This window comes from Velazquezella soli (assembly GCF_977018685.1).
Genome location: NZ_CDRNXF010000004.1, coordinates 1,458,106 through 1,476,567 on the forward strand (window position 1 = coordinate 1,458,106; position 18,462 = coordinate 1,476,567).

The following is an 18,462-nucleotide window of genomic DNA, read 5'->3' on the forward strand; positions in this document are numbered from 1 at the left end:
CGGTTTCCGTCAATTCGCAATCTTGCACGCATAAGGACAATTCATGCCCCAACCAGAAGTCGAGGAAAAGGAAGAGCCGCTTGATCCGGCGATGGAGAGAATCCGCCGGAAGATGGTGCTTCTGCAGCTCGTTTCGGGCGGGATCCTGTTTGTCTGCTTTATGGCGGTCCTCGCCGCGATTGTCTACAAGATCTCCCAGCGGCCCGCAGACGGCCCGGCAACGGTCGCCACGTCGGGAAGTTTCACCGTCCCGTCCGACCAGCCGCTGAAGGCCACCGCCGCACTGCCGACCGGTTTCCAAATCGACAATGTGTCGATGTCCGGCAGCCAGCTCGTCTTCCTCGGCCAGCTGAACGGCGCCCGCAAGGTGTTCGTGTTCGACATCGTGCTCGGCCGGATCGTCGCCGACGTGACGATCGCCACCGGTCCGTGATGGAGACAATCCGCATCGAGGATGCGGACGACCCGCGGATCGCCGAATTTCAGGCGGTCCGCGATCGCGACCTGACGGGCAGGGGCGGGCGGTTTATCGCCGAGGGCACTGTCGTGCTGCGCATGCTGGCGCAGGCACACCGGGCCAAGTCCGGCTTCGTCGCGGAGAAGCTTCTGCTTCTGGAAAATCGGGTGTCCGGGCTGGAAGACATCCTTGGCCGTTTCCCTGACGATGTTTCGGTCTATGTCGCATCCTCTGCCGTTCTCGACCGGATTGTCGGCTTCCACCTCCACCGCGGCGTGCTGGCGATCGGTCGCAGGGCTGAGGAGCCGTCGATTGCGGACCTCCTGCAGAACCTGCCAGAAAAGGCATTGGTCGTTGCGGCCTTCGGCATTTCCAACCACGACAATATCGGCTCGATCTTCCGCAATGCGGCCGCTTTCGGCGCCGATGCGGTGCTGCTGGACGCCGCCTGCTGCGATCCGCTCTATCGAAAGTCGCTGCGGGTTTCTGTCGGCTCCGTGCTCTCGGTGCCCTATGCCCGCACCGGGACGATGACGGAGCTTCTGGACGCGCTGATGCTGCGCGACTTCGCGATCTGGGGCTTGTCGCCTGCCGGACACGTCGAAATTCGCGAAGTGTCGCCGCATCCGCAGATGGCGCTGATCACCGGGACCGAGGGCGAGGGGCTTCCAGCGCATATCCTCTCCGCAGTCAAGACCGCGCGCATTGCCCAGATGCCGGGACTGGACAGTCTCAACGCCGCAACCGCGACAGGTATCGCGCTCTACGAGATCGCCATGCGGCAGGGCCGGCTCTAGGAATTTCAGGTGTCGTTCAGGACGACGACTGCTCGTTCAGTTTCGCCATGGCCTTCTTGGCCTTGGCAGCCAGGCTTTCGCGATCGCTGTTGCCGGATTTTCCAGACAGGATCGTGTTGATCGGCGAGGCTTTGCCTTCGCGCGCGGCCGTGAGCGCCACAAGACTTGCAGCGATGGTTGCAAGCTCCTGCCGAAGTGCTGCATCGTTAGCGCCATCGCGACTCTTTAAAAGCCGTTCCGACACTGCGGTCGCCCGGTTGCGGGCATCTTCTGCGAGATCGATCATGGCCGGCGTCATCATCGCAGCTGTCATCATGGTGGGCTCTGGGTCCATGCCCGTCGGGCGGGCGACGGCTAACACACCCTCCTCGAGGAGATGCGCCGCCTGGATGTCTTCGGGACCGGGCGTGTTGATCTTGCCTGAATTCGACTTCGGTTTTGATCCGGCTGGCGACCCGGTTTTGCGCAGGGCCCGGCTCGCGTCACGGGCTTCCGCATTGGCAGTTTTCAGTTTTTCGCGCAGCCGTTCGATTTCCTGCTGACGGCGGTCCAGCGCCTCTGCCCTGTCGGCACCCTCGGCGATCTCCCGGTCCAGCCTTTCCTGCAGCGCTATCCGGCGTTGCTCTTCCAGCTTGACCTTGCTCTCGGCTTCTTTGGCGCGGGTGGTCATGTCGCGAATTTCCGTGCGCAGCGTCTCGCGTTCGTCGCGAAGATTGCCGATCCGGGCCTTGAGCCCTTCCATCTCTGCCGCATGAGACGAGAGGTCGATGCGGAAATTGTCCGTATCGGCAATCAGCCGGGCAACGTGCTGCTGGCGTTCGCCGATCTCGACATCGCGCATCCTGAGGTCGTCGTGGGACTGTTCCAGCGCCACCTTCAGCTCCTGGATATAGCTGTCTTCCTGGCGAAGACGCGAGCGGGTGGCGGCAGCCTCGACATCCAGCGTGTCGGCCTGCATCTTCAGGTCCTGCCGGTCGTCTTCAAGCGTGCGGATGGTCGCGTTCAGCGCCTCGATATCGAGCATCAGGCGGGTGTTTTTCTCGCGCGCCTGGATCAGTTCCTGAGAGGTCCGGGCGTTTTCCGCCGCATAGACGGCACGTGCCATATCACGCTGGGCACGCACTTCCTCAGGGCTGATCGGCAGTGTCGCGCGGATGCGGTTTTCCGTGTAGCGCACGATCCGCCTGTGGATCGCCGGCGAAATCAGGATGGCAAGCAGCGCCGCGCTGAGGAAACCCAGGCCAAACAGGAGTGCGTATTGGATCACGGAAAGCCGTTCTTTGTGTCTGGAGCGGACAGGCTCTTTTTAAGCACGGGCGCCTGCACCCGGCAAGTGGGCTCGCCCGGTGGAGGTGTCAGCCTGCCGCTCAGAAGGGGTTCCAGGTGGCTTCGCGGGTCATCTTCAGATAGCCGACATTGATGCCGAGACGGGCGCCAAGGCCGGTGCGGATCGGCACCAGGATCACGTTGTTGTTGCGCAGGACAGTCATCCCGACGCCGGCGACTACGAAGGCCGAGCCGGAAACGCCGCCGAAGCGGGCATAGAGCGAATCGACCGTCGGCAGGTCATAGACCAGCATCATAGCGCGGGTGCCCTGGCCGCCGTAATCGATGCCGAGCGATGGGCCCTGCCAGTAGGTCGGATGCTGTCCGGCGTTTTTCGTGTATAGCTGGCCTTCGCCATAGGTCAGGCCGGCGATGAAGGCGCCGGAGCCTTCCTGGCCGAGAATGTAACCGTTGGGCAGGCCGTATTTCGAGAAAGCGTTTTCCACCACCTTGGCGAGACCGCCGCTGGTGGAGCCGAAAAAGCCGTGGCCGGCATCGACAATTTCCTGCATCGAATACTGCGAAGCATTCTGCTGGGCGGATGCCCTTTCGATTGTGACACAGAAAGCGGTTGCCATGACCACGAAAGCGGTGGCAAAGCGAGCGAAGGCGGAAAGGTTCTGGCGGCGCATATTGAAGTCCGTTTGTTAAATCTTCCGTTATCAAGCGTCATGCTTAAGCCGCCTCTATCTTGGCGGCATGACGTTAACAATCGGTTTACCACAAATGGTGTCATTATGGCGGCATCTATACACATTGACCGTCGACAATCCCCGCGCAATGTTGCTGTGGCACATGCGCGAGGGAATATTTTCATCCAGCCGGAGACACGCATGCCTAAAAATCCCAATCTAACCCTCGGCGGTCCGGATCTGGCAGCTCTCCTCTGCAGCCGGGTCTGCCACGATATCATTTCGCCGGTCGGCGCCATCAACAATGGCCTGGAGCTTCTCGATGAGGGAGCCGCCGACGCGGATGCGCTCGACCTGATCCGTACATCCGCCATGAACGCCTCGGTGCGTCTGAAATTCGCGCGGCTTGCTTTCGGCGCCTCCGGCTCTGTTGGTGCATCGATCGATACGGGCGAGGCCGAAAAGGCTGCCAAGGAGTTCGCGGTCGCCGAAAAGAAGACGGAAGTCTCCTGGAACGGCCCGCGCGCCATCATCCCGAAGAACCGGGTCAAGCTGCTCCTCAACCTCTTCACTGTCGCTTACGGCGGCATTCCGCGTGGCGGCTCTCTCGATGTGACACTCGAAAACCCGGAATTCGACGCGAAGTTCATCATCACCATCAAAGGCCGGATGATGCGCGTGCCGGCGAAATTCGTCGAAGTGCTGTCGGGTGCCATGGAAGAGGCGGTCGATGCCCACACGATCCAGCCCTATTACACGGTTCTGCTGGCCGACGAATGCGGCATGGATTTGAAATACGTGGTGTCTGAAGACAAGATCACCTTCATCGCGGAAACCGTCCCTGCCGAAGTGCCGGCCGTTTCCGAAGAGGTCTGAGACCCGATCAAGCGCTCTGACATGTGAAAAGCGCGGGTTGCCTTGAGGCGGCCCGCGCTTTTCGCGCTGCGCCTGACGCGTAACTCTTTCTTAGCTTCATTCGGGTCATGGTGGATGTTGCCCAGGGACGGGCACAGCATCAGGGGAAACACGATGCAGCGAATGATGATTGCAGACAGTTCGGACATCGTGCGCAAAGTGGGCAAGCGCATTCTCTCGGAGATCGGCTTTCTGGTTTCCGAAGCGGGCACTGCGCAGGAAGCACTGACCGGCTGCCGTGCAACCTTGCCGAACTTCCTGATCGTCGATGCAGGCCTCGACGACGCGCTCGGTCTGATCGCCTCTGTCCGGGCAATGGATCGCGGCAAGGACGTCAAGATCTTCTACTGCGTCATCGAGACGGACCTGAAGAAGATGATGGCCGGCAAACGCGCCGGCGCCAGCGATTTTCTCCTCAAACCTTTCGACCGCAAGATCCTGACATCGGTGTTCGGCGGCTTCGCTGTTGCGGCTTGATAGTTTCAGCGTTTGCGGCGTGCGCTGAGTGAAGCCGCGTCTCGGAGGTGTCCTGTGAGCGAAGACAAACTTCTCGTTCTCTACCCCGTACCCAGTCTCATCGCGACGCTACTTCAAAGCGAGAGAGCGAAGGGGAGCCCTCTGACGGAAGACGAGGTCCTCGAAATCACCGACACGTGTGAGGTCATCGCAGTTTCCCGTGATGTTGCGCAAAAAATGGACGAGCAGCGCGGCTATCTCGACATCGATCCTGAGAACTGCTGGGACGAGTGGCAACAAGCTCGAACCGTGTTTATGGAAACTTGATCCGGACACCGCGCTGAATTCGTCAATCCTCAGCGCTTTCACCTCGGCAATCTCAAACGCAAAAACACCCGCTTGCGCGGGTGCTCTTCAATCCGGGATAGGGAAAAGTTTTCAGGCTCAGGCGGTTTCTGCGAGCTCGACATTGTCAGGTTCGCGCAGCACGTAGCCACGGCCCCAGACAGTCTCGATGTAGTTCGCGCCACCGGCCGCATTTGCGAGCTTCTTGCGCAGCTTGCAGATGAAGACGTCGATGATCTTCAGTTCCGGCTCGTCCATACCGCCATAAAGGTGGTTGAGGAACATTTCCTTGGTGAGCGTGGTCCCCTTGCGGAGCGAAAGAAGCTCCAGCATCTGGTATTCCTTGCCCGTCAGGTGCACACGCTGGCCGCCGACTTCGACGGTCTTGGCGTCGAGGTTCACGATCAGTTCGCCGGTGATGATGATCGACTGGGCATGGCCCTTCGAACGGCGAACGATGGCGTGGATACGTGCAACCAGTTCGTCCTTGTGGAACGGCTTGGTCATGTAGTCGTCTGCGCCGAAACCAAGGCCTCGTACCTTGTCTTCGATGCCCGCCATGCCCGACAGGATCAGGATTGGCGTCTTGACCTTTGACAATCTCAGAGTGCGAAGCACTTCATAACCCGACATGTCGGGGAGATTGAGGTCAAGAAGAATGATATCGTAGTCATACAACTTACCAAGGTCGACGCCTTCTTCGCCAAGGTCGGTCGTATAGCAGTTGAAGCTTTCCGATTTCAGCATCAGCTCGATCGACTGGGCCGTCGCGCTGTCATCTTCGATGAGTAGAACCCGCATAATTTTCCCCTTTACCGCCGCGTAAGGTTACCGATGCCCCCTTACTCGATACGGATCCAGACTGAGCCTGATTTGGAAGCTGCCAGAAACTGGTTAACAAATTATGAGCGGTCCTGGCAAGGTGCATCATTTTGTTAAGCAAAATTAGTAGCAGCCTGTTTTACTTTAAGGATTGGCCATCGCCAGCTTGATTCAGCGGAGGAGGAAACCCCGCTAAGTGATTCAAACGACTCCGACATTGTCGTGACCGAAAACCGGCCTTGGCATTTACCGACCCTTAAATGATCAGGCTTATTGTTAATGATGCCTGTAAATGAAAGGTTAACGCGGCGCCAAATTTGTTAACGCCTCGGAAATTTTTTGAGCCTCGCACTGTATTGAACAGGGGTTTACCGGCCTGGGTCTCGCTATCCACGGAGTATTGCGTATGAAATCGCGTGACAATCTTGTTCGCCTGAAGAACTTTCAGGTTAACGAAAAGCGTCGTCAACTGCAGCAGTTGCAGACGATGATGGCCGAATTCGAAAGAATGGCGAAGGAACTGGAGCACCAGATCACCGTCGAGGAGAAGAAATCGGGAATTTCCGACCCGAATCACTTCGCCTATCCAACTTTTGCCAAGGCTGCCCGCCAGCGGGCCGACAATCTGCAGGTCTCGATCCGGGAACTTCGGATCCAGCAGGATGCCGCCGAGCTTGCGCTGGAAGAGGCGGAAGCCGAATTTGCAAAGGCGTCGGCGCTCGAAGAGCGCGACACCGGTATGCGCGCCCGCGCCTGATGCCTTACGGCTGGTTGCCAGCCGAGCGCATCACACGATAGCGAGAGGACTCTGACGAGGGGACCGCATAACGGTGCCCCCGTTTTTGCTTTTTCGACTTTTCCCACGGAGCGGCAGGGCAGACGTGTGGCCCAAGCTTTGCTATGGGTGCCGGATGAGAAGGCTTATCTGGTTTTCGCTTTATGCGGCCGCTTGCGTTTTTCTGGTCCTGGGACTTTCCCTGCCGATCATTCGCTTCGAGCGGCTGTATTTCTTTCGCGAGACGCCGTCGCTGGTCGAACTCGTTTCTGCTCTATGGGGGCAGGGCGATGTCGCGCTTGCGCTCATCGTCGGACTGTTCTCGATCGTCTTCCCGGTTGCAAAGCTTATGGCGCTCGGCGCGCAAGCCTTTCGCGGCAATCGTCAGCCGGGATTTTTCGCGCGCGTGATGCCGCATCTTGCGAAATGGTCGATGATGGATGTGATGCTGGTGGCACTCGTGGTGTTTGCGGCCAAGACGTCCGGCCTCGCGCAGGCAGTAACGCAACCCGGCCTGTGGTTCTATGCGGCCTCGGCGATCATCGCGGGCATATTGCCGCAACTGGCGCGGCGAGAACCGTCCTTGTCCCGATAAATTTCAAACCAGGGCAAATAAAAAGTGCCGCTGCGGTGAGGCAACGGCACTTCGATTTTACCGATGAACAGTGGTCTGCTGACTTCGCCTAATGGCGGTACTGCTGAATGCGGGTGGTCCGAAGACCGGCCAGGCCGTGGTCGTTGATAGACGCTTGCCAGGACAGGAATTCTTCGACGGTGAGCGTATAACGCTCGCAGGCTTCTTCCAAGCTCAACAGGCCGCCGCGAACCGCGGCGACAACCTCTGCCTTACGACGGATAACCCAGCGGCGCGTATTGGCCGGCGGAAGATCCGCAATCGTAAGCGGGCTGCCATCGGGACCGATGACATATTTAACTCGGGGACGTATCATTTCGGTCATTGGACTCTCTACACAACGCAAGACCACAAACGAGAGCCTACCGGGGCAGTTTTAACATTTGACTAAACGAGACGCGCCATTTGTGGCCAAACCCGCATTGGTCGCAATTCACTTGATTCGAGCCGACAAAAACCTTTTAAAACAAGGCATTGTTAGAGTTGTCTTAAGTGATGAATTTCTTGTTTTATTTCATGGCTGCTCCGGAAGAGGACACATTGTGGCCACCGCGCGGGTAAAATGGCCGATCTTTGCAACTGGAATTGCGATAATCGGCCACGTCGATTTTAGTCAGAGCAGGGTCAGCGAGAGCTCCGTCTTGCCGGCACCCAGTGTCACCTGTGCGGTGCCGGAGTGCTGAAGCGTCAGGCTATCGCCTGCGCTCAGCGAAAACACGCCGCTTGCGCCTTGCGACTGCGCGCCACCCGTTATGCCGTTGAGTGTCATCAGTGTCTCCGTACCGTTGCGCAGCAGCACCGCCCCATGCCCAGACGATGTGGTGACGACGAGATTGAGGGTGACGAGGTAGATGCCGGCTGCTGGAACCGTGATCCCGTTGCCGCCGCCGGCGGCCGAAGCCCCAAGTCCGAAACTGCTCTGGTTGAGGGCGTAGGTGGTAAAGCCGCTCTGCTGGCCTGATGTCGGCGTGAATGTGGTGCCGGTGCGATAGGCGCGCGCTGCCGGCTGGTTGGGTCGGCTGACACGACCTGTCGGGCTGATGGCGAGACCCGTGCGCCAGGTGGTGCCGTCGCTGATCTTGATGGAGAATTCGGTGTTTCCGGCAAGCCCCATTTCTGCGAACCCGGTCCAGTTGGACTGGAACAGCAGCGATGCGGTGTCGGTTGCGGCCGCCTTGTTGACCTTGATCTGGTGGCCGTTGCCGGCGTGGTTGAAGAGGCTTGCAGGAGACGACAGCGACAGTCGGTTGGTGGCATCGGCGACAGCGTTTATGCCGAGCAGGCTCAGGGTGCCCTGATCCGGCAGCGGAACATCCCGCCATGCAGCACCATCAAACACACGCAGGCGAGAAGTTTCCGCAAACCATGCCCGCCATCCCGTCTTCACGGTCAGGAAGGTCCAGGCGCCGTCCTGCCAGGCGGCGACGCACCCGGTCTTGCCCGTCCATTCACCGGTTGCGCCAGCACCGACCAGATGGCGATTGCCCTCGGCCGGCGTCGTCGGCGGAGCCGACAGTTCGGAGAGGATTGTCAGATGCACCAGCGCGTCAAGAACAAGCAGCGCCTCGTTGTGGGTGACATGTTTTTGCGCCTGCGACGGCAGGATGAAGGGCATGTCGAGAAGGGTGGTCGTATCGGGCATGTCGCGCTCCCAAAGGTTGGCCAGTGTTGGTCGTGTGGATTTTACGGCCGTTCCGCAGCGTGAGGATGTAACCGGTGTTAAGTCGCTGAAATATAATACGTGGCTGCGTCAAAATGGGAGCCCGCAGGGTCCGTCGTGGCGTGTCTGCAACGGTACGAAGGCTTGTCTCGCCAAGGCTGGAAACTGGCGTTTCGATGTCCCGATTGCCCTTGTTTCTTCGTCCGCATGTGCGAATGTGGGCGCAACGAGCACGGGAACACGGCATGCGATATTCCGCCTTATCGATCATCAAGCAGGCGCTTTCGGGCAATCGTCGCTGGACGCCGGCATGGCGCGAGCCGGAGCCGAAACCGCATTACGATGTGATCATCGTCGGCGGTGGCGGGCATGGTCTGGCGACGGCCTACTACCTTGCCAAGGAATTCGGCATCACCAATGTCGCCGTGATCGAGAAGGGCTATATCGGGTCGGGCAATGTCGGCCGCAACACCACGATCATCCGGTCCAACTACCTGCTGGAAGGCAATAATCCGTTCTACGAGATGTCCTTGAAGTTGTGGGAAGGGCTGGAGCGGGACTTCAACTACAATGCCATGGTGTCGCAGCGTGGCGTGCTGAATCTTTTCCATTCCGACGGCCAGCGCGATGAATACGCGCGTCGCGGCAATGCGATGCGGCTTCACGGCGTCGATGCGGATCTGCTCGACCGCGAACAGGTGCGCAGGCTCGCACCCTATCTCAATTTCGACCACGGCCGCTTTCCCGTCATGGGCGGTCTGCTGCAAAAGCGCGGCGGCACGGTGCGTCACGATGCGGTCGCCTGGGGCTATGCGCGCGGTGCAGATGCGAGAGGCGTCGACATCATCCAGCATTGCGAGGTGACCGGCATTCGTCGCGGACCGGGCGGCGAAGTCGAGGGTGTCGAGACGACGAAAGGCTTTATTGGCTGCAACCGGCTGGCGCTGGCCGCTGCCGGCAACACGACGACGGTCGGGCGGATGGCGGATCTGGCTTTGCCCATCGAGACGCATGTGCTGCAGGCTTTCGTGTCGGAGGGGCTGAAGCCTGTCATCGACAACGTCATCACCTATGGCGCGGGACATTTCTACATCTCGCAGTCGGACAAGGGCGGTCTCGTGTTCGGTGCCAATATCGACTACTATTCCTCCTATGCTCAGCGCGGCAATCTTGCGACCGTCGAGGAGACGATGCAGGAGGGCGTGTCGCTGATCCCCGGACTTTCGCGCGCCAAGGCGCTGCGGGCCTGGGGTGGCGTGATGGACATGTCGATGGACGGATCACCGATCATCGACCGCACGCCGATCGACAATCTCTATCTCAACGCCGGCTGGTGCTACGGCGGCTTCAAGGCCACGCCGGCCTCGGGCTTCTGCTTCGCGCATCTGATTGCCAAGAACGAAACCCATCACGTCTCGCGCTTCATGCGGCTCGACCGGTTCGAGCGAGGCTATGTGCTCGACGAGGGTGGCAAAGGCCCGCAACCGAACATGCACTGAGCCGTATCCGCACCGAGACGAAGACCCAAGACTGAGCCTGACACAAAGACCGAGATTAAGACATGGCAAGCCTGATTACCTGCCCCCATTGCGGAACGCGGCCGAAGGAAGAGTTTTCGGTGCGCGGCGCCGTGATTGCCCGCCCGTCGGCGTCCGAAAAGGACGAGGCCTGGCACCGCTATGTCTATGTCCGCGACAATCCAAAGGGCCGATATCAGGAATACTGGCATCACGCGGCCGGCTGCCGCCGCTGGCTGGTGGTCGATCGCGACAACCTCACGCATGAGGTCTTCGGTGTGACGGATGCGCAAGCATCTCAGGAGGGGAGCCGATGAGCGCCTATCGTCTTGATGCCGGCGGTCTCGTCAACCGGGCCAATCCCCTGACATTCACGTTCGACGGCAAAAGCTATACCGGGTTCGACGGCGATACGCTCGCCTCGGCGCTGATCGCCAACGACCAGATGCTGATGGGCCGCAGCTTTAAGTATCACCGCCCGCGTGGCCCGGTGACATCAGGTTCCGCCGAGCCCAACGCATTGATGACTGTTGGCAGCGGTGCCCGTTCCGAGCCGAACGTGCGCGCGACGGTCGCCGAGCTCTACAACGGCCTCACCGCCGTCAGCCAGAACCGCTGGCCGTCGCTCGCCTTCGATATGGGGGCCGTCAACGGCTTGCTGTCGCCGTTTCTTGGCGCCGGCTTCTACTACAAGACATTCATGTGGCCGGCGATGCTTTGGGAAAAGCTCTACGAGCCTGTCATCCGTCGTGCCGCCGGTCTCGGCAAGCTGACCATGGAGGCGGATCCGGATCGCTACGAGAAAGCCTGGGCGCATTGCGACCTGCTGGTCGTCGGCTCAGGGCCCGCCGGCCTGATGGCGGCACTTTCTGCCGCCCGCGCCGGGGCGCGTGTGCTGATTGCCGATGAAAGTGCCCGCTTTGGGGGCTCGCTGCTATCCGAAAACGTCGTGATCGGTGGGCAGGCGGCGAGCGACTACGCCGCCGGTCTGGTCGAGGAGCTCGCGTCCTTTCCGAACGTGACGATGATGCCGCGCACCACCGTGTTCGGCTGGTATGACGACATGGTGTTCGGCGCCGTCGAGCGGGTTCAGAAGCACGTGGAAACGCCGTCGCCGGATCTGCCGGTCGAGTGTGTCTGGCGCATCGTCGCCAAACGGGCGATCCTTGCCTCCGGTGCCGAAGAGCGGCCTCTCGTGTTCGGCGGCAACGACCTGCCCGGCGTGATGACCGCCAATGCGGCGCGCACCTATCTCAATCGCTACGGCGTCGCTGTCGGCTCCAAGGTGGCCGTCTTTACCAATGGCGGCTCCGGTTATCGCACGGCGGGCGATCTTTCAGCCCGTGGCGTGGAGGTGGCCGCGATCATCGATGCGCGCGCCGCGTCCACCGATCCGGCTCCCTACGGCGTTCGCGTCATCCATGGCGGTGCCGTCGTCGCCACAAGGGGCCGCAACCGCATCGATGCGCTGGTGGCAGAGCGTGTCGGCTTCGAGAAGGAGATCGCCTGCGATGCGCTGGCCATGGCGGGCGGATGGTCGCCGATCGTGCATCTCATGTGCCAGCGCGGTGCCAAGCCCGTGTGGTCGGACGCGGCGCAAGCCTTTCTGGCGCCGGATGTGGGATCAGGCTTTGTTGCTGCCGGATCCGCTGCCGGTGCCGACAGCATCGCCGCCTGCCTTCGCGACGGGGCATCGAAGGCAGCTGCGTTTTCGACCGAACTCGGCTTTGCCGCCTATGAAGCAAACATTCCCGAGGTGGAAGGCGAATACGATCCTGATTTCGCGCCGCTCTGGTATGTGCCGGGGGCCAAGGACAAGGCCTTCGTCGACTTCCAGAACGATGTCCATGTGGGCGATCTCGGCCTCGCCCAGCGCGAGGGGTTCAGGCATATCGAACACACCAAGCGCTACACCACGACAGGCATGGCGACCGACCAGGGCAAGCTCGGCAATGTCGCAACGATCGGCATCGTTGCTGCCATGCGCGGCGTATCACCGGCCGAAATCGGCACCACGACCTTCCGGCCGTTCTACACGCCGGTCTCGATGGGTGCGCTTGCCGGCACATCGCGGGCCGAACATGCAGCTCCGGTCAGGACCTCGCCTTTGCATGGCTGGGCCAAGAAGAATGGCGCGACCTTCGTCGAGAGCGGCCTCTGGTACCGCTCATCCTGGTTCGCGCGCGACGGAGAAAAGACCTGGCGCGACAGCGTCGATCGCGAAGTGCGCAATGTGCGCGAAAACGCCGGTCTCTGCGATGTCTCGACGCTCGGCAAGATCGAGATCTTCGGCACAGGTGCTGCTGAATTCCTGAACCGGGTCTATTCCAACGCCTTCCTGAAGCTGCCGGTCGGCAAGGCGCGTTATGGCCTGATGCTGCGCGAGGATGGGATGGTGTTCGACGACGGCACGACCAGCCGCCTGTCGGAAAACCACTATGTGATGACCACCACGACGACTTACGCGACAGAAGTGATGGCGCATCTGGAATTTGCAAGCCAGACCTTCTGGCCTCATCTCGACGTGCGCTTCGTCTCCTCCTCCGACCAGTGGGCGCAGATGTCGCTGGCCGGACCGAAGGCGCGGATCATCCTTGCCCGGATCGTGGAAGACGACATTTCCGATGCGGCGATGCCGTTTCTCGGTGCGAAGGTCGTCACGCTCAAGGGTGGGCTGAAGGCGCGTCTGTTCCGCATCTCGTTTTCGGGCGAGCTGGCCTATGAGCTGGCAGTGCCCGCAGGCTACGGAGAGGCGGTGGCCGATGCGATCATGCAAGCGGGCCGCGAGGACGGGATCTGCGCCTACGGCGTCGAGGCGCTCAACGTCCTGCGCATCGAAAAAGGCTTTGTCACCCATGCCGAACTGGAAGGCCGCACGACACCCGACGATCTCGGTTACGGGAAGATGATGGCGATGACCAAGCCGGATTTCATCGGCAAGCGCCTCTCGACCCGTTTCGGCCTCACCGCCGCCGATCGCCTTCAACTCGTCGGCCTGAAGCCTGTGGAAACCGACAAGGAGTTCATGGCGGGCGCCCATCTGTTGAAAGATGGCGCGGCAGCGACGCTTGCGGGCGACCAGGGGTTCGTATCATCAGCCTGCTATTCGCCGACGCTCGGACACACGATCGGTCTCGGCCTTCTCAAATCCGGCCGCGAGCGGATCGGCGAGAAGATCACTGTCTGGGATGGACTTCGCGGCACCGAAGTCGCGGCGGAAGTCTGCCTGCCGGTCTTTGTCGATCCACAAAACACAAAACAACATCTTTGAGGGCATGACGATGGCTTTGACACTTCTCCACCGCCATGCGCTCGAAGATCACATCCTGGGCTTCGAGACGAGCGCCAACCCCAACCACCTGTCCGTCGCGCGGCGGCCGGTGATCTTTTCGGTGCTTGCCCATGCGGGCCAGGAGCAGGCCGTGGGCCTAGCACTCGAGGCTGCCCCGGATATCGCGCCGCGCTTCTGCGGCCCGGCGGAATGGCTGGCGGTGTCGCTCACCGCAGGCTCAGAGACCGTTGCCGGTCACTTATCCGAAATATCCGGCGCCTCCGTCGTTGATCAGAGCGACGGCAAGGTGCTGATGGCGATTTCGGGACCCAGCGTGCGGCAGATCCTTGCAAAATGCGTCGGCGTCGATCTGCATCCGCAGGCGTTTGCGCAGGGGCATTCCGCAAACATGCAGTTCGGCCACGTCGCAGTGAATTTGGCGCGCACCGGCCCCGATGCCTTCGAGATCATCACGCCCCGGTCGTTCGCCGGCTCGGTCTACGAAGAGCTGATGGAAATGGGCCGCGAATTCGCCCTGACGGCATCGTTTTCGGGCGGGTGACGGTGGTGGGCGGTTGCCCAAACTCCCCTCATCCTCGCCCTTGTGGCGGGGATCCAGCGACACGACGTCTGTCGGGTCAAAGACTCCTTCAGCTCAAGGACTTGAGCTGACTGGATCCCCGCCACAAGGGCGAGGATGAGGGAGGATAGGGTGTCGCTCTCGTCAAATGAGCTTCTTCAAGGTTGTCAGCGGTCTGAGCATCGAAGCGCCTCAGTGCTTCTCGCGAACGAAGCTCCAGAGACCCTTTTCTTCGGATGCTGCCATGACGAGGTCCGGCCGCTTTTCGAGCGCCGGGACGAGACTGGAAAGGCCTTCGACGCGGTTCAGGAGGTCGACGAATTCGGGGGCGAGGTCCTCGGCGAAATCGCGGCAGAAGCCCTGGATCACGCCGAACTCGATTGTCTTGCGCGGTGTCGCGTCGCGCATCGTGGTCAATACGCTGCCTACCAGTTCATCGAAGCTCAGCACGTTTGTCATGGCGCTATTCCCTGTTGCGTGGCGTTCATGACAAGGCATACGCGGCGATTGAAAAATTAGTTTCAGGCTCCGGTCGCAAGATGGCGCGAAACGAACAGCGACTATGTCGGAAACGACAAATCCGGGTTCGCAGAACAGCCTATTGGCAATTCTCGGGAGGTTCTAGGCTCACCCCAAACAGGCATCAAGTTAGGGGAACGGGATCCATGAAAAGCCATGCTCGAGTTGTCGTCATCGGTGGCGGTGTCGTCGGTTGTTCGGTCCTCTACCATCTGACCAAGCTCGGCTGGAGCGATGTCGTGTTGCTCGAGCGTTCGGAACTCACCTCCGGCTCCACCTGGCATGCAGCGGGGGGCATGCATACGATCAACGGCGATCCGAACGTTGCCAAGCTGCAGAAATACACGGTCGAGCTCTACAAGGAGATCGAGGCCTATTCCGGTCAGGACATTGGCCTGCACATGACCTCCGGACTGATGCTGGCGGCGACGCCGGAGCGGTTCGACTGGTTCAAGTCGCTGCTCGCCAAGGGCAAATACGCGAATGGTGAGGCACGGCTCGTCTCGGTCGAGGAAGCGCATGCGATGATGCCGCTGCTCGACCCGACCCAGTTTGTGGGCGCCGTGTTCGATCCGCATGAGGGCCATCTCGACCCCTACGGCACAACCCATGCCTATGCGAAATCGGCCAAGAAGAACGGCGCCGAGATCTACCTGCACACGAAGGTCGAGGATCTGGTGCAGCTTCCCGACGGAACATGGCGGGTGATCACGGACAAGGGCGAGATCCGCTGCGAACATGTGGTGAATGCGGCCGGTCTCTGGGCCCGTGAAGTGGGGCGCATGGTCGGGCTGGAACTGCCGGTTCTCGCCATGGAGCACATGTATCTGATCACCGAGGACATGCCCGAGGTCATCGACTTCAACAAGACGTCCGGCCGCGAGCTGATGCACTGCGTCGATTTCGATGGCGAGATCTACATTCGCCAGGAACGCAACGGCATGCTGATGGGCACCTATGAAAAGGATTGCCGGCCCTGGTCGCCGATCGAGACGCCCTGGACGTTCGGCCATGAACTCTTGGGCGAGGACCTTGAGCGCATTACGAACGAGCTGGAGGTTGGCTTCCGGCATTTCCCGGCCTTCAACAATGCCGGCATCAAGACGATCATCAACGGGCCCTTCACCTTTTCGCCAGACGGCAACCCGCTTGTCGGGCCCGTGCGCGGCATGACGAATTTCTGGTCGGCCTGCGCTGTCATGGCCGGGTTCAGCCAAGGCGGCGGCGTCGGGCTGGCGCTTGCCAACTGGATCGTCGAGGGCGATCCCGGCTTCGACGTGTTCGCCATGGATGTGACCCGTTACGGCGACTATGCGTCGCTTGCCTATACCAATGCGAAGGTGCGCGAAAACTATTCCCGCCGCTTCTCGATCCGCTACCCGAACGAGGAACTGCCGGCTGCGCGGCCACTGTTGACGACGCCGATCTACGACGCGCTGAAAGCGAGGGGTGCAGTGTTCGGCGCGTCCTACGGGCTGGAAACGCCGCTGTGGTTTGCGCCTGAAGGCGTCGAGGATGCGTTTTCCTGGCGCCGTTCCACAGATTTCGAGCATGTCGGCCGCGAGACAAAGGCGGTGCGCGATAGTGTCGGGCTGATGGAGACATCCGGGTTCGCCAAATATTCGATCGGGGGCGAGGGCGCGCATGCCTGGCTCGATCATATTCTCGCGGGCAAGGTTCCAGCCGTCGGCCGCATGGCGCTGTCGCCGATGCTGAACGAGGCCGGAAAACTGATCGGCGATTTCACGCTTGCCAATCTCAGGGACGATGCGTTCCTGCTGATCGGCTCCGGCATTGCCGAAGACTATCATATGCGATGGTTCGAAACACATCTGCCGGATGACGATTCGGTTTCGTTCGATTGTCTCAATCTCGGTCTGGTCGGCCTGTCGATTGCGGGGCCTCGGTCACGCGATGTGCTCCAAAAGCTCACCCATCTCGACCTGTCGGATCAGGCTCTGCCGTTCATGGGCATCGTCGAGATCGATCTCGGCATGGCCCCGGTCATCCTCGGCCGTGTCAGCTATACCGGTGATCTCGGCTTCGAGCTGTGGATGAAGCCGGAATACCAGCGCTATCTGTTCGATCTCATCATGGAGGCCGGTGCGGAGTTCGGGATCACCCTGTTCGGCCTTCGGGCGTTGAATGCGCTGCGTGTCGAAAAATCCTTCGGCAGCTGGTCTCGCGAATACCGGCCGCTTTACGGTCCCGTGGAAGCCGGGCTCGGTCGCTTCATCGCCTATGGCAAGGAGGCCGATTTCATCGGAAAGGCCGCGGCGATCGAGGAAAAGGCGGCGGGCGGCGCGCTGCGTCTCGTCACCTTCGTCGTCGATGCAAAAGATGCGGACGTGCTCGGCGACGAGCCGATCTCGCTTGACGGCCAGGTCTGCGGCTGGGTGACCTCGGGTGGATACGCCCATGCCGCCGGCGTGTCGGTCGCCATGGGCTATGTGCCGAAAGAGGTCTCCCTAACGGAGGAGGGGTGGCAGATCGAGGTGCTCGGCGAGATGCTCATCGCCCGGCTTCAGCCGCATCCGATCTTTGACGCCAACGGGTCGCGCATGCGGTCCTGACCGTCGAAAGCTGAAGAAGCGGATAAGCCAAGACCGAAGCAGACCAGAGGTTATTTCTCTATAGTTTTTGCCATTCGTGTGGAAATCGTGCCGTTTTTTCAACAATGCCAAGCGGATTTGCGTCACGTGCTGCAAAAGCCACTGAAATTATGTCTGCCTCTTTCTTTTGCACTTCACATTTCGATCGAAACCGGTAGGAATCAAAAAAATTGAAGATCCTATCAGGGACATTCAAGCGAAAGATGCGGCCGCCAAGGATCGCATCCGCAGGGGAAAATATATGGAATATTTTATCCAGCAGCTCATAAACGGGCTGACTCTCGGATCCATCTATGGGCTCGTGGCAATCGGCTATACGATGGTTTACGGCATCATCGGCATGATCAACTTTGCCCATGGTGACATCTTCATGCTCGGCGGCTTTGCCGCCCTGATCGTGTTCCTGCTTGCCACATCCTTCTTCGCCGGCATTCCGGTGGCGCTGCTGCTTTTGCTGATGCTGCTCGTCGGCATGCTGATGACAGGCCTGTGGAACTGGACGATCGAGCGGATCGCCTACCGTCCGCTGCGCGGCTCGTTCCGCCTGGCGCCGCTGATCACCGCGATCGGCATGTCGATCTTCCTGTCGAACTTCATCCAGGTGACGCAGGGTCCGCGCAACAAGCCGATCCCGCCGCTGGTCACCGACACCTATCATTTCGGTGCGATCACGGTGTCGCTGAAGCAGATCCTGATCGTCGTGATCACCTCGATCCTGCTGTTCGCGTTCTGGTACATTGTCAACAAGACGCCGCTCGGCCGTGCCCAGCGCGCCACCGAACAGGATCGCAAGATGGCGGCTCTGCTCGGCGTCGATGTCGACAAGACGATCTCGATCACCTTCATCATGGGCGCGGCTCTCGCCGCCGTCGCCGGTGCCATGTACCTGATGTATTACGGTGTCGCCTCGTTCAACGACGGCTTCATTCCGGGTGTGAAGGCATTTACCGCAGCCGTTCTCGGCGGCATCGGCTCGCTGCCGGGCGCTGTTCTCGGCGGGTTGCTGATCGGCCTCATCGAGAGCCTGTGGTCGGCATATTTCTCGATCGCCTACAAGGATGTCGCGACCTTTGCGATCCTCGCCTTCGTGCTGATCTTCAAGCCGACCGGCATCCTCGGTCGTCCTGAAGTGGAGAAGGTGTAA

The 18,462-nt window shown here is 60.4% G+C and carries 19 protein-coding genes; 13 read left to right on the forward strand and 6 right to left on the reverse strand.

The genetic code is table 11. The features are described 5' to 3' along the window. Positions 1–43 precede the first annotated feature (43 nt). Positions 44–433, forward strand: a complete 390-nt coding sequence (locus tag AC0JZ8_RS10635; protein ID WP_092660094.1) for a hypothetical protein — start codon at positions 44–46, stop codon at positions 431–433. Next, positions 433–1,254: a TrmH family RNA methyltransferase gene (locus tag AC0JZ8_RS10640; RefSeq protein WP_471893354.1), complete on the forward strand. Its 822-nt coding sequence runs from the start codon at positions 433–435 to the stop codon at positions 1,252–1,254. Before AC0JZ8_RS10635 ends, AC0JZ8_RS10640 begins: the two co-directional genes overlap by 1 nt. 16 nt (positions 1,255–1,270) lie before the next feature. Here the strand turns inward: AC0JZ8_RS10640 and AC0JZ8_RS10645 are convergent, their stop codons facing one another. Beyond that, entirely contained in the window at positions 1,271–2,521 is a 1,251-nt protein-coding gene (locus AC0JZ8_RS10645; RefSeq protein ID WP_062455177.1) for a coiled-coil domain-containing protein, read from the reverse strand. Between the two features lie 100 nt (positions 2,522–2,621). Then, the gene (locus AC0JZ8_RS10650; protein WP_062457827.1) at positions 2,622–3,158 is read right to left on the reverse strand and encodes a DUF1134 domain-containing protein; all 537 of its coding nucleotides are present in this window, start codon (positions 3,156–3,158) and stop codon (positions 2,622–2,624) included. Between the two features lie 255 nt (positions 3,159–3,413). On the opposite strand from AC0JZ8_RS10650, the gene chpT reads away from it, so the two are divergent. The 3 genes from chpT to AC0JZ8_RS10665 all read left to right on the forward strand — a co-directional run bounded on the left by chpT (position 3,414) and on the right by AC0JZ8_RS10665 (position 4,910). Next, on the forward strand, positions 3,414–4,088 hold the full coding sequence (gene chpT, locus AC0JZ8_RS10655; RefSeq protein WP_062455179.1) for a histidine phosphotransferase ChpT: 675 nt from the start codon (positions 3,414–3,416) through the stop codon (positions 4,086–4,088). A 153-nt stretch (positions 4,089–4,241) separates the two neighbouring features. After that, complete coding sequence (locus AC0JZ8_RS10660) at positions 4,242–4,604, forward strand: response regulator (protein ID WP_062455181.1); 363 nt, start codon at positions 4,242–4,244, stop codon at positions 4,602–4,604. Positions 4,605–4,658: 54 nt separating this feature from the next. Continuing rightward, positions 4,659–4,910 carry a hypothetical protein gene (locus tag AC0JZ8_RS10665; protein WP_430242780.1) on the forward strand — a complete coding sequence of 84 codons (252 nt, stop codon included), beginning with the start codon at positions 4,659–4,661 and terminating at the stop codon, positions 4,908–4,910. Between the two features lie 117 nt (positions 4,911–5,027). Here AC0JZ8_RS10665 and ctrA read toward each other — a convergent pair whose 3' ends face one another. Continuing rightward, complete coding sequence (gene ctrA, locus AC0JZ8_RS10670) at positions 5,028–5,729, reverse strand: response regulator transcription factor CtrA (protein WP_062455185.1); 702 nt, start codon at positions 5,727–5,729, stop codon at positions 5,028–5,030. Between the two features lie 427 nt (positions 5,730–6,156). Here ctrA and AC0JZ8_RS10675 point away from each other — a divergent pair, with 427 nt between their 5' ends. Both AC0JZ8_RS10675 and AC0JZ8_RS10680 read left to right on the forward strand, forming a co-directional pair. Continuing rightward, the gene (locus tag AC0JZ8_RS10675; RefSeq protein ID WP_062455186.1) at positions 6,157–6,507 is read left to right on the forward strand and encodes a hypothetical protein; all 351 of its coding nucleotides are present in this window, start codon (positions 6,157–6,159) and stop codon (positions 6,505–6,507) included. A 154-nt stretch (positions 6,508–6,661) separates the two neighbouring features. Next, the gene (locus AC0JZ8_RS10680) at positions 6,662–7,120 is read left to right on the forward strand and encodes a paraquat-inducible protein A (protein WP_471892462.1); all 459 of its coding nucleotides are present in this window, start codon (positions 6,662–6,664) and stop codon (positions 7,118–7,120) included. An 88-nt stretch (positions 7,121–7,208) separates the two neighbouring features. On the opposite strand, the gene sciP is transcribed toward AC0JZ8_RS10680, so the two are convergent. Together sciP and AC0JZ8_RS10690 are read right to left on the reverse strand one after the other, a co-directional pair. Beyond that, the gene (sciP, locus tag AC0JZ8_RS10685) at positions 7,209–7,484 is read right to left on the reverse strand and encodes a CtrA inhibitor SciP (RefSeq protein WP_062455190.1); all 276 of its coding nucleotides are present in this window, start codon (positions 7,482–7,484) and stop codon (positions 7,209–7,211) included. 288 nt (positions 7,485–7,772) lie between these two features. After that, complete coding sequence (locus tag AC0JZ8_RS10690) at positions 7,773–8,801, reverse strand: DUF2793 domain-containing protein (protein ID WP_471892463.1); 1,029 nt, start codon at positions 8,799–8,801, stop codon at positions 7,773–7,775. Positions 8,802–9,064: 263 nt separating this feature from the next. On the opposite strand from AC0JZ8_RS10690, the gene AC0JZ8_RS10695 reads away from it, so the two are divergent. From AC0JZ8_RS10695 to AC0JZ8_RS10710, 4 genes are all read left to right on the forward strand, one after another. Then, the gene (locus AC0JZ8_RS10695) at positions 9,065–10,318 is read left to right on the forward strand and encodes a sarcosine oxidase subunit beta family protein (protein ID WP_062455194.1); all 1,254 of its coding nucleotides are present in this window, start codon (positions 9,065–9,067) and stop codon (positions 10,316–10,318) included. A gap of 62 nt (positions 10,319–10,380) precedes the next feature. Continuing rightward, the gene (locus AC0JZ8_RS10700; RefSeq protein ID WP_062582640.1) at positions 10,381–10,653 is read left to right on the forward strand and encodes a sarcosine oxidase subunit delta; all 273 of its coding nucleotides are present in this window, start codon (positions 10,381–10,383) and stop codon (positions 10,651–10,653) included. Then, positions 10,650–13,607, forward strand: a complete 2,958-nt coding sequence (locus tag AC0JZ8_RS10705) for a sarcosine oxidase subunit alpha family protein (protein ID WP_471892464.1) — start codon at positions 10,650–10,652, stop codon at positions 13,605–13,607. Before AC0JZ8_RS10700 ends, AC0JZ8_RS10705 begins: the two co-directional genes overlap by 4 nt. A gap of 10 nt (positions 13,608–13,617) precedes the next feature. Next, complete coding sequence (locus AC0JZ8_RS10710; protein WP_471892465.1) at positions 13,618–14,169, forward strand: sarcosine oxidase subunit gamma; 552 nt, start codon at positions 13,618–13,620, stop codon at positions 14,167–14,169. Positions 14,170–14,379: 210 nt separating this feature from the next. Here AC0JZ8_RS10710 and AC0JZ8_RS10715 read toward each other — a convergent pair whose 3' ends face one another. Beyond that, the gene (locus tag AC0JZ8_RS10715) at positions 14,380–14,646 is read right to left on the reverse strand and encodes a hypothetical protein (protein ID WP_062582644.1); all 267 of its coding nucleotides are present in this window, start codon (positions 14,644–14,646) and stop codon (positions 14,380–14,382) included. 206 nt (positions 14,647–14,852) lie between these two features. Here AC0JZ8_RS10715 and AC0JZ8_RS10720 point away from each other — a divergent pair, with 206 nt between their 5' ends. Further along, the gene (locus tag AC0JZ8_RS10720; protein WP_471892466.1) at positions 14,853–17,279 is read left to right on the forward strand and encodes a GcvT family protein; all 2,427 of its coding nucleotides are present in this window, start codon (positions 14,853–14,855) and stop codon (positions 17,277–17,279) included. A 280-nt stretch (positions 17,280–17,559) separates the two neighbouring features. Then, positions 17,560–18,462 (forward strand): branched-chain amino acid ABC transporter permease, encoded by a 903-nt coding sequence (locus AC0JZ8_RS10725; protein ID WP_062455207.1) that lies wholly within the window; start codon positions 17,560–17,562, stop codon positions 18,460–18,462.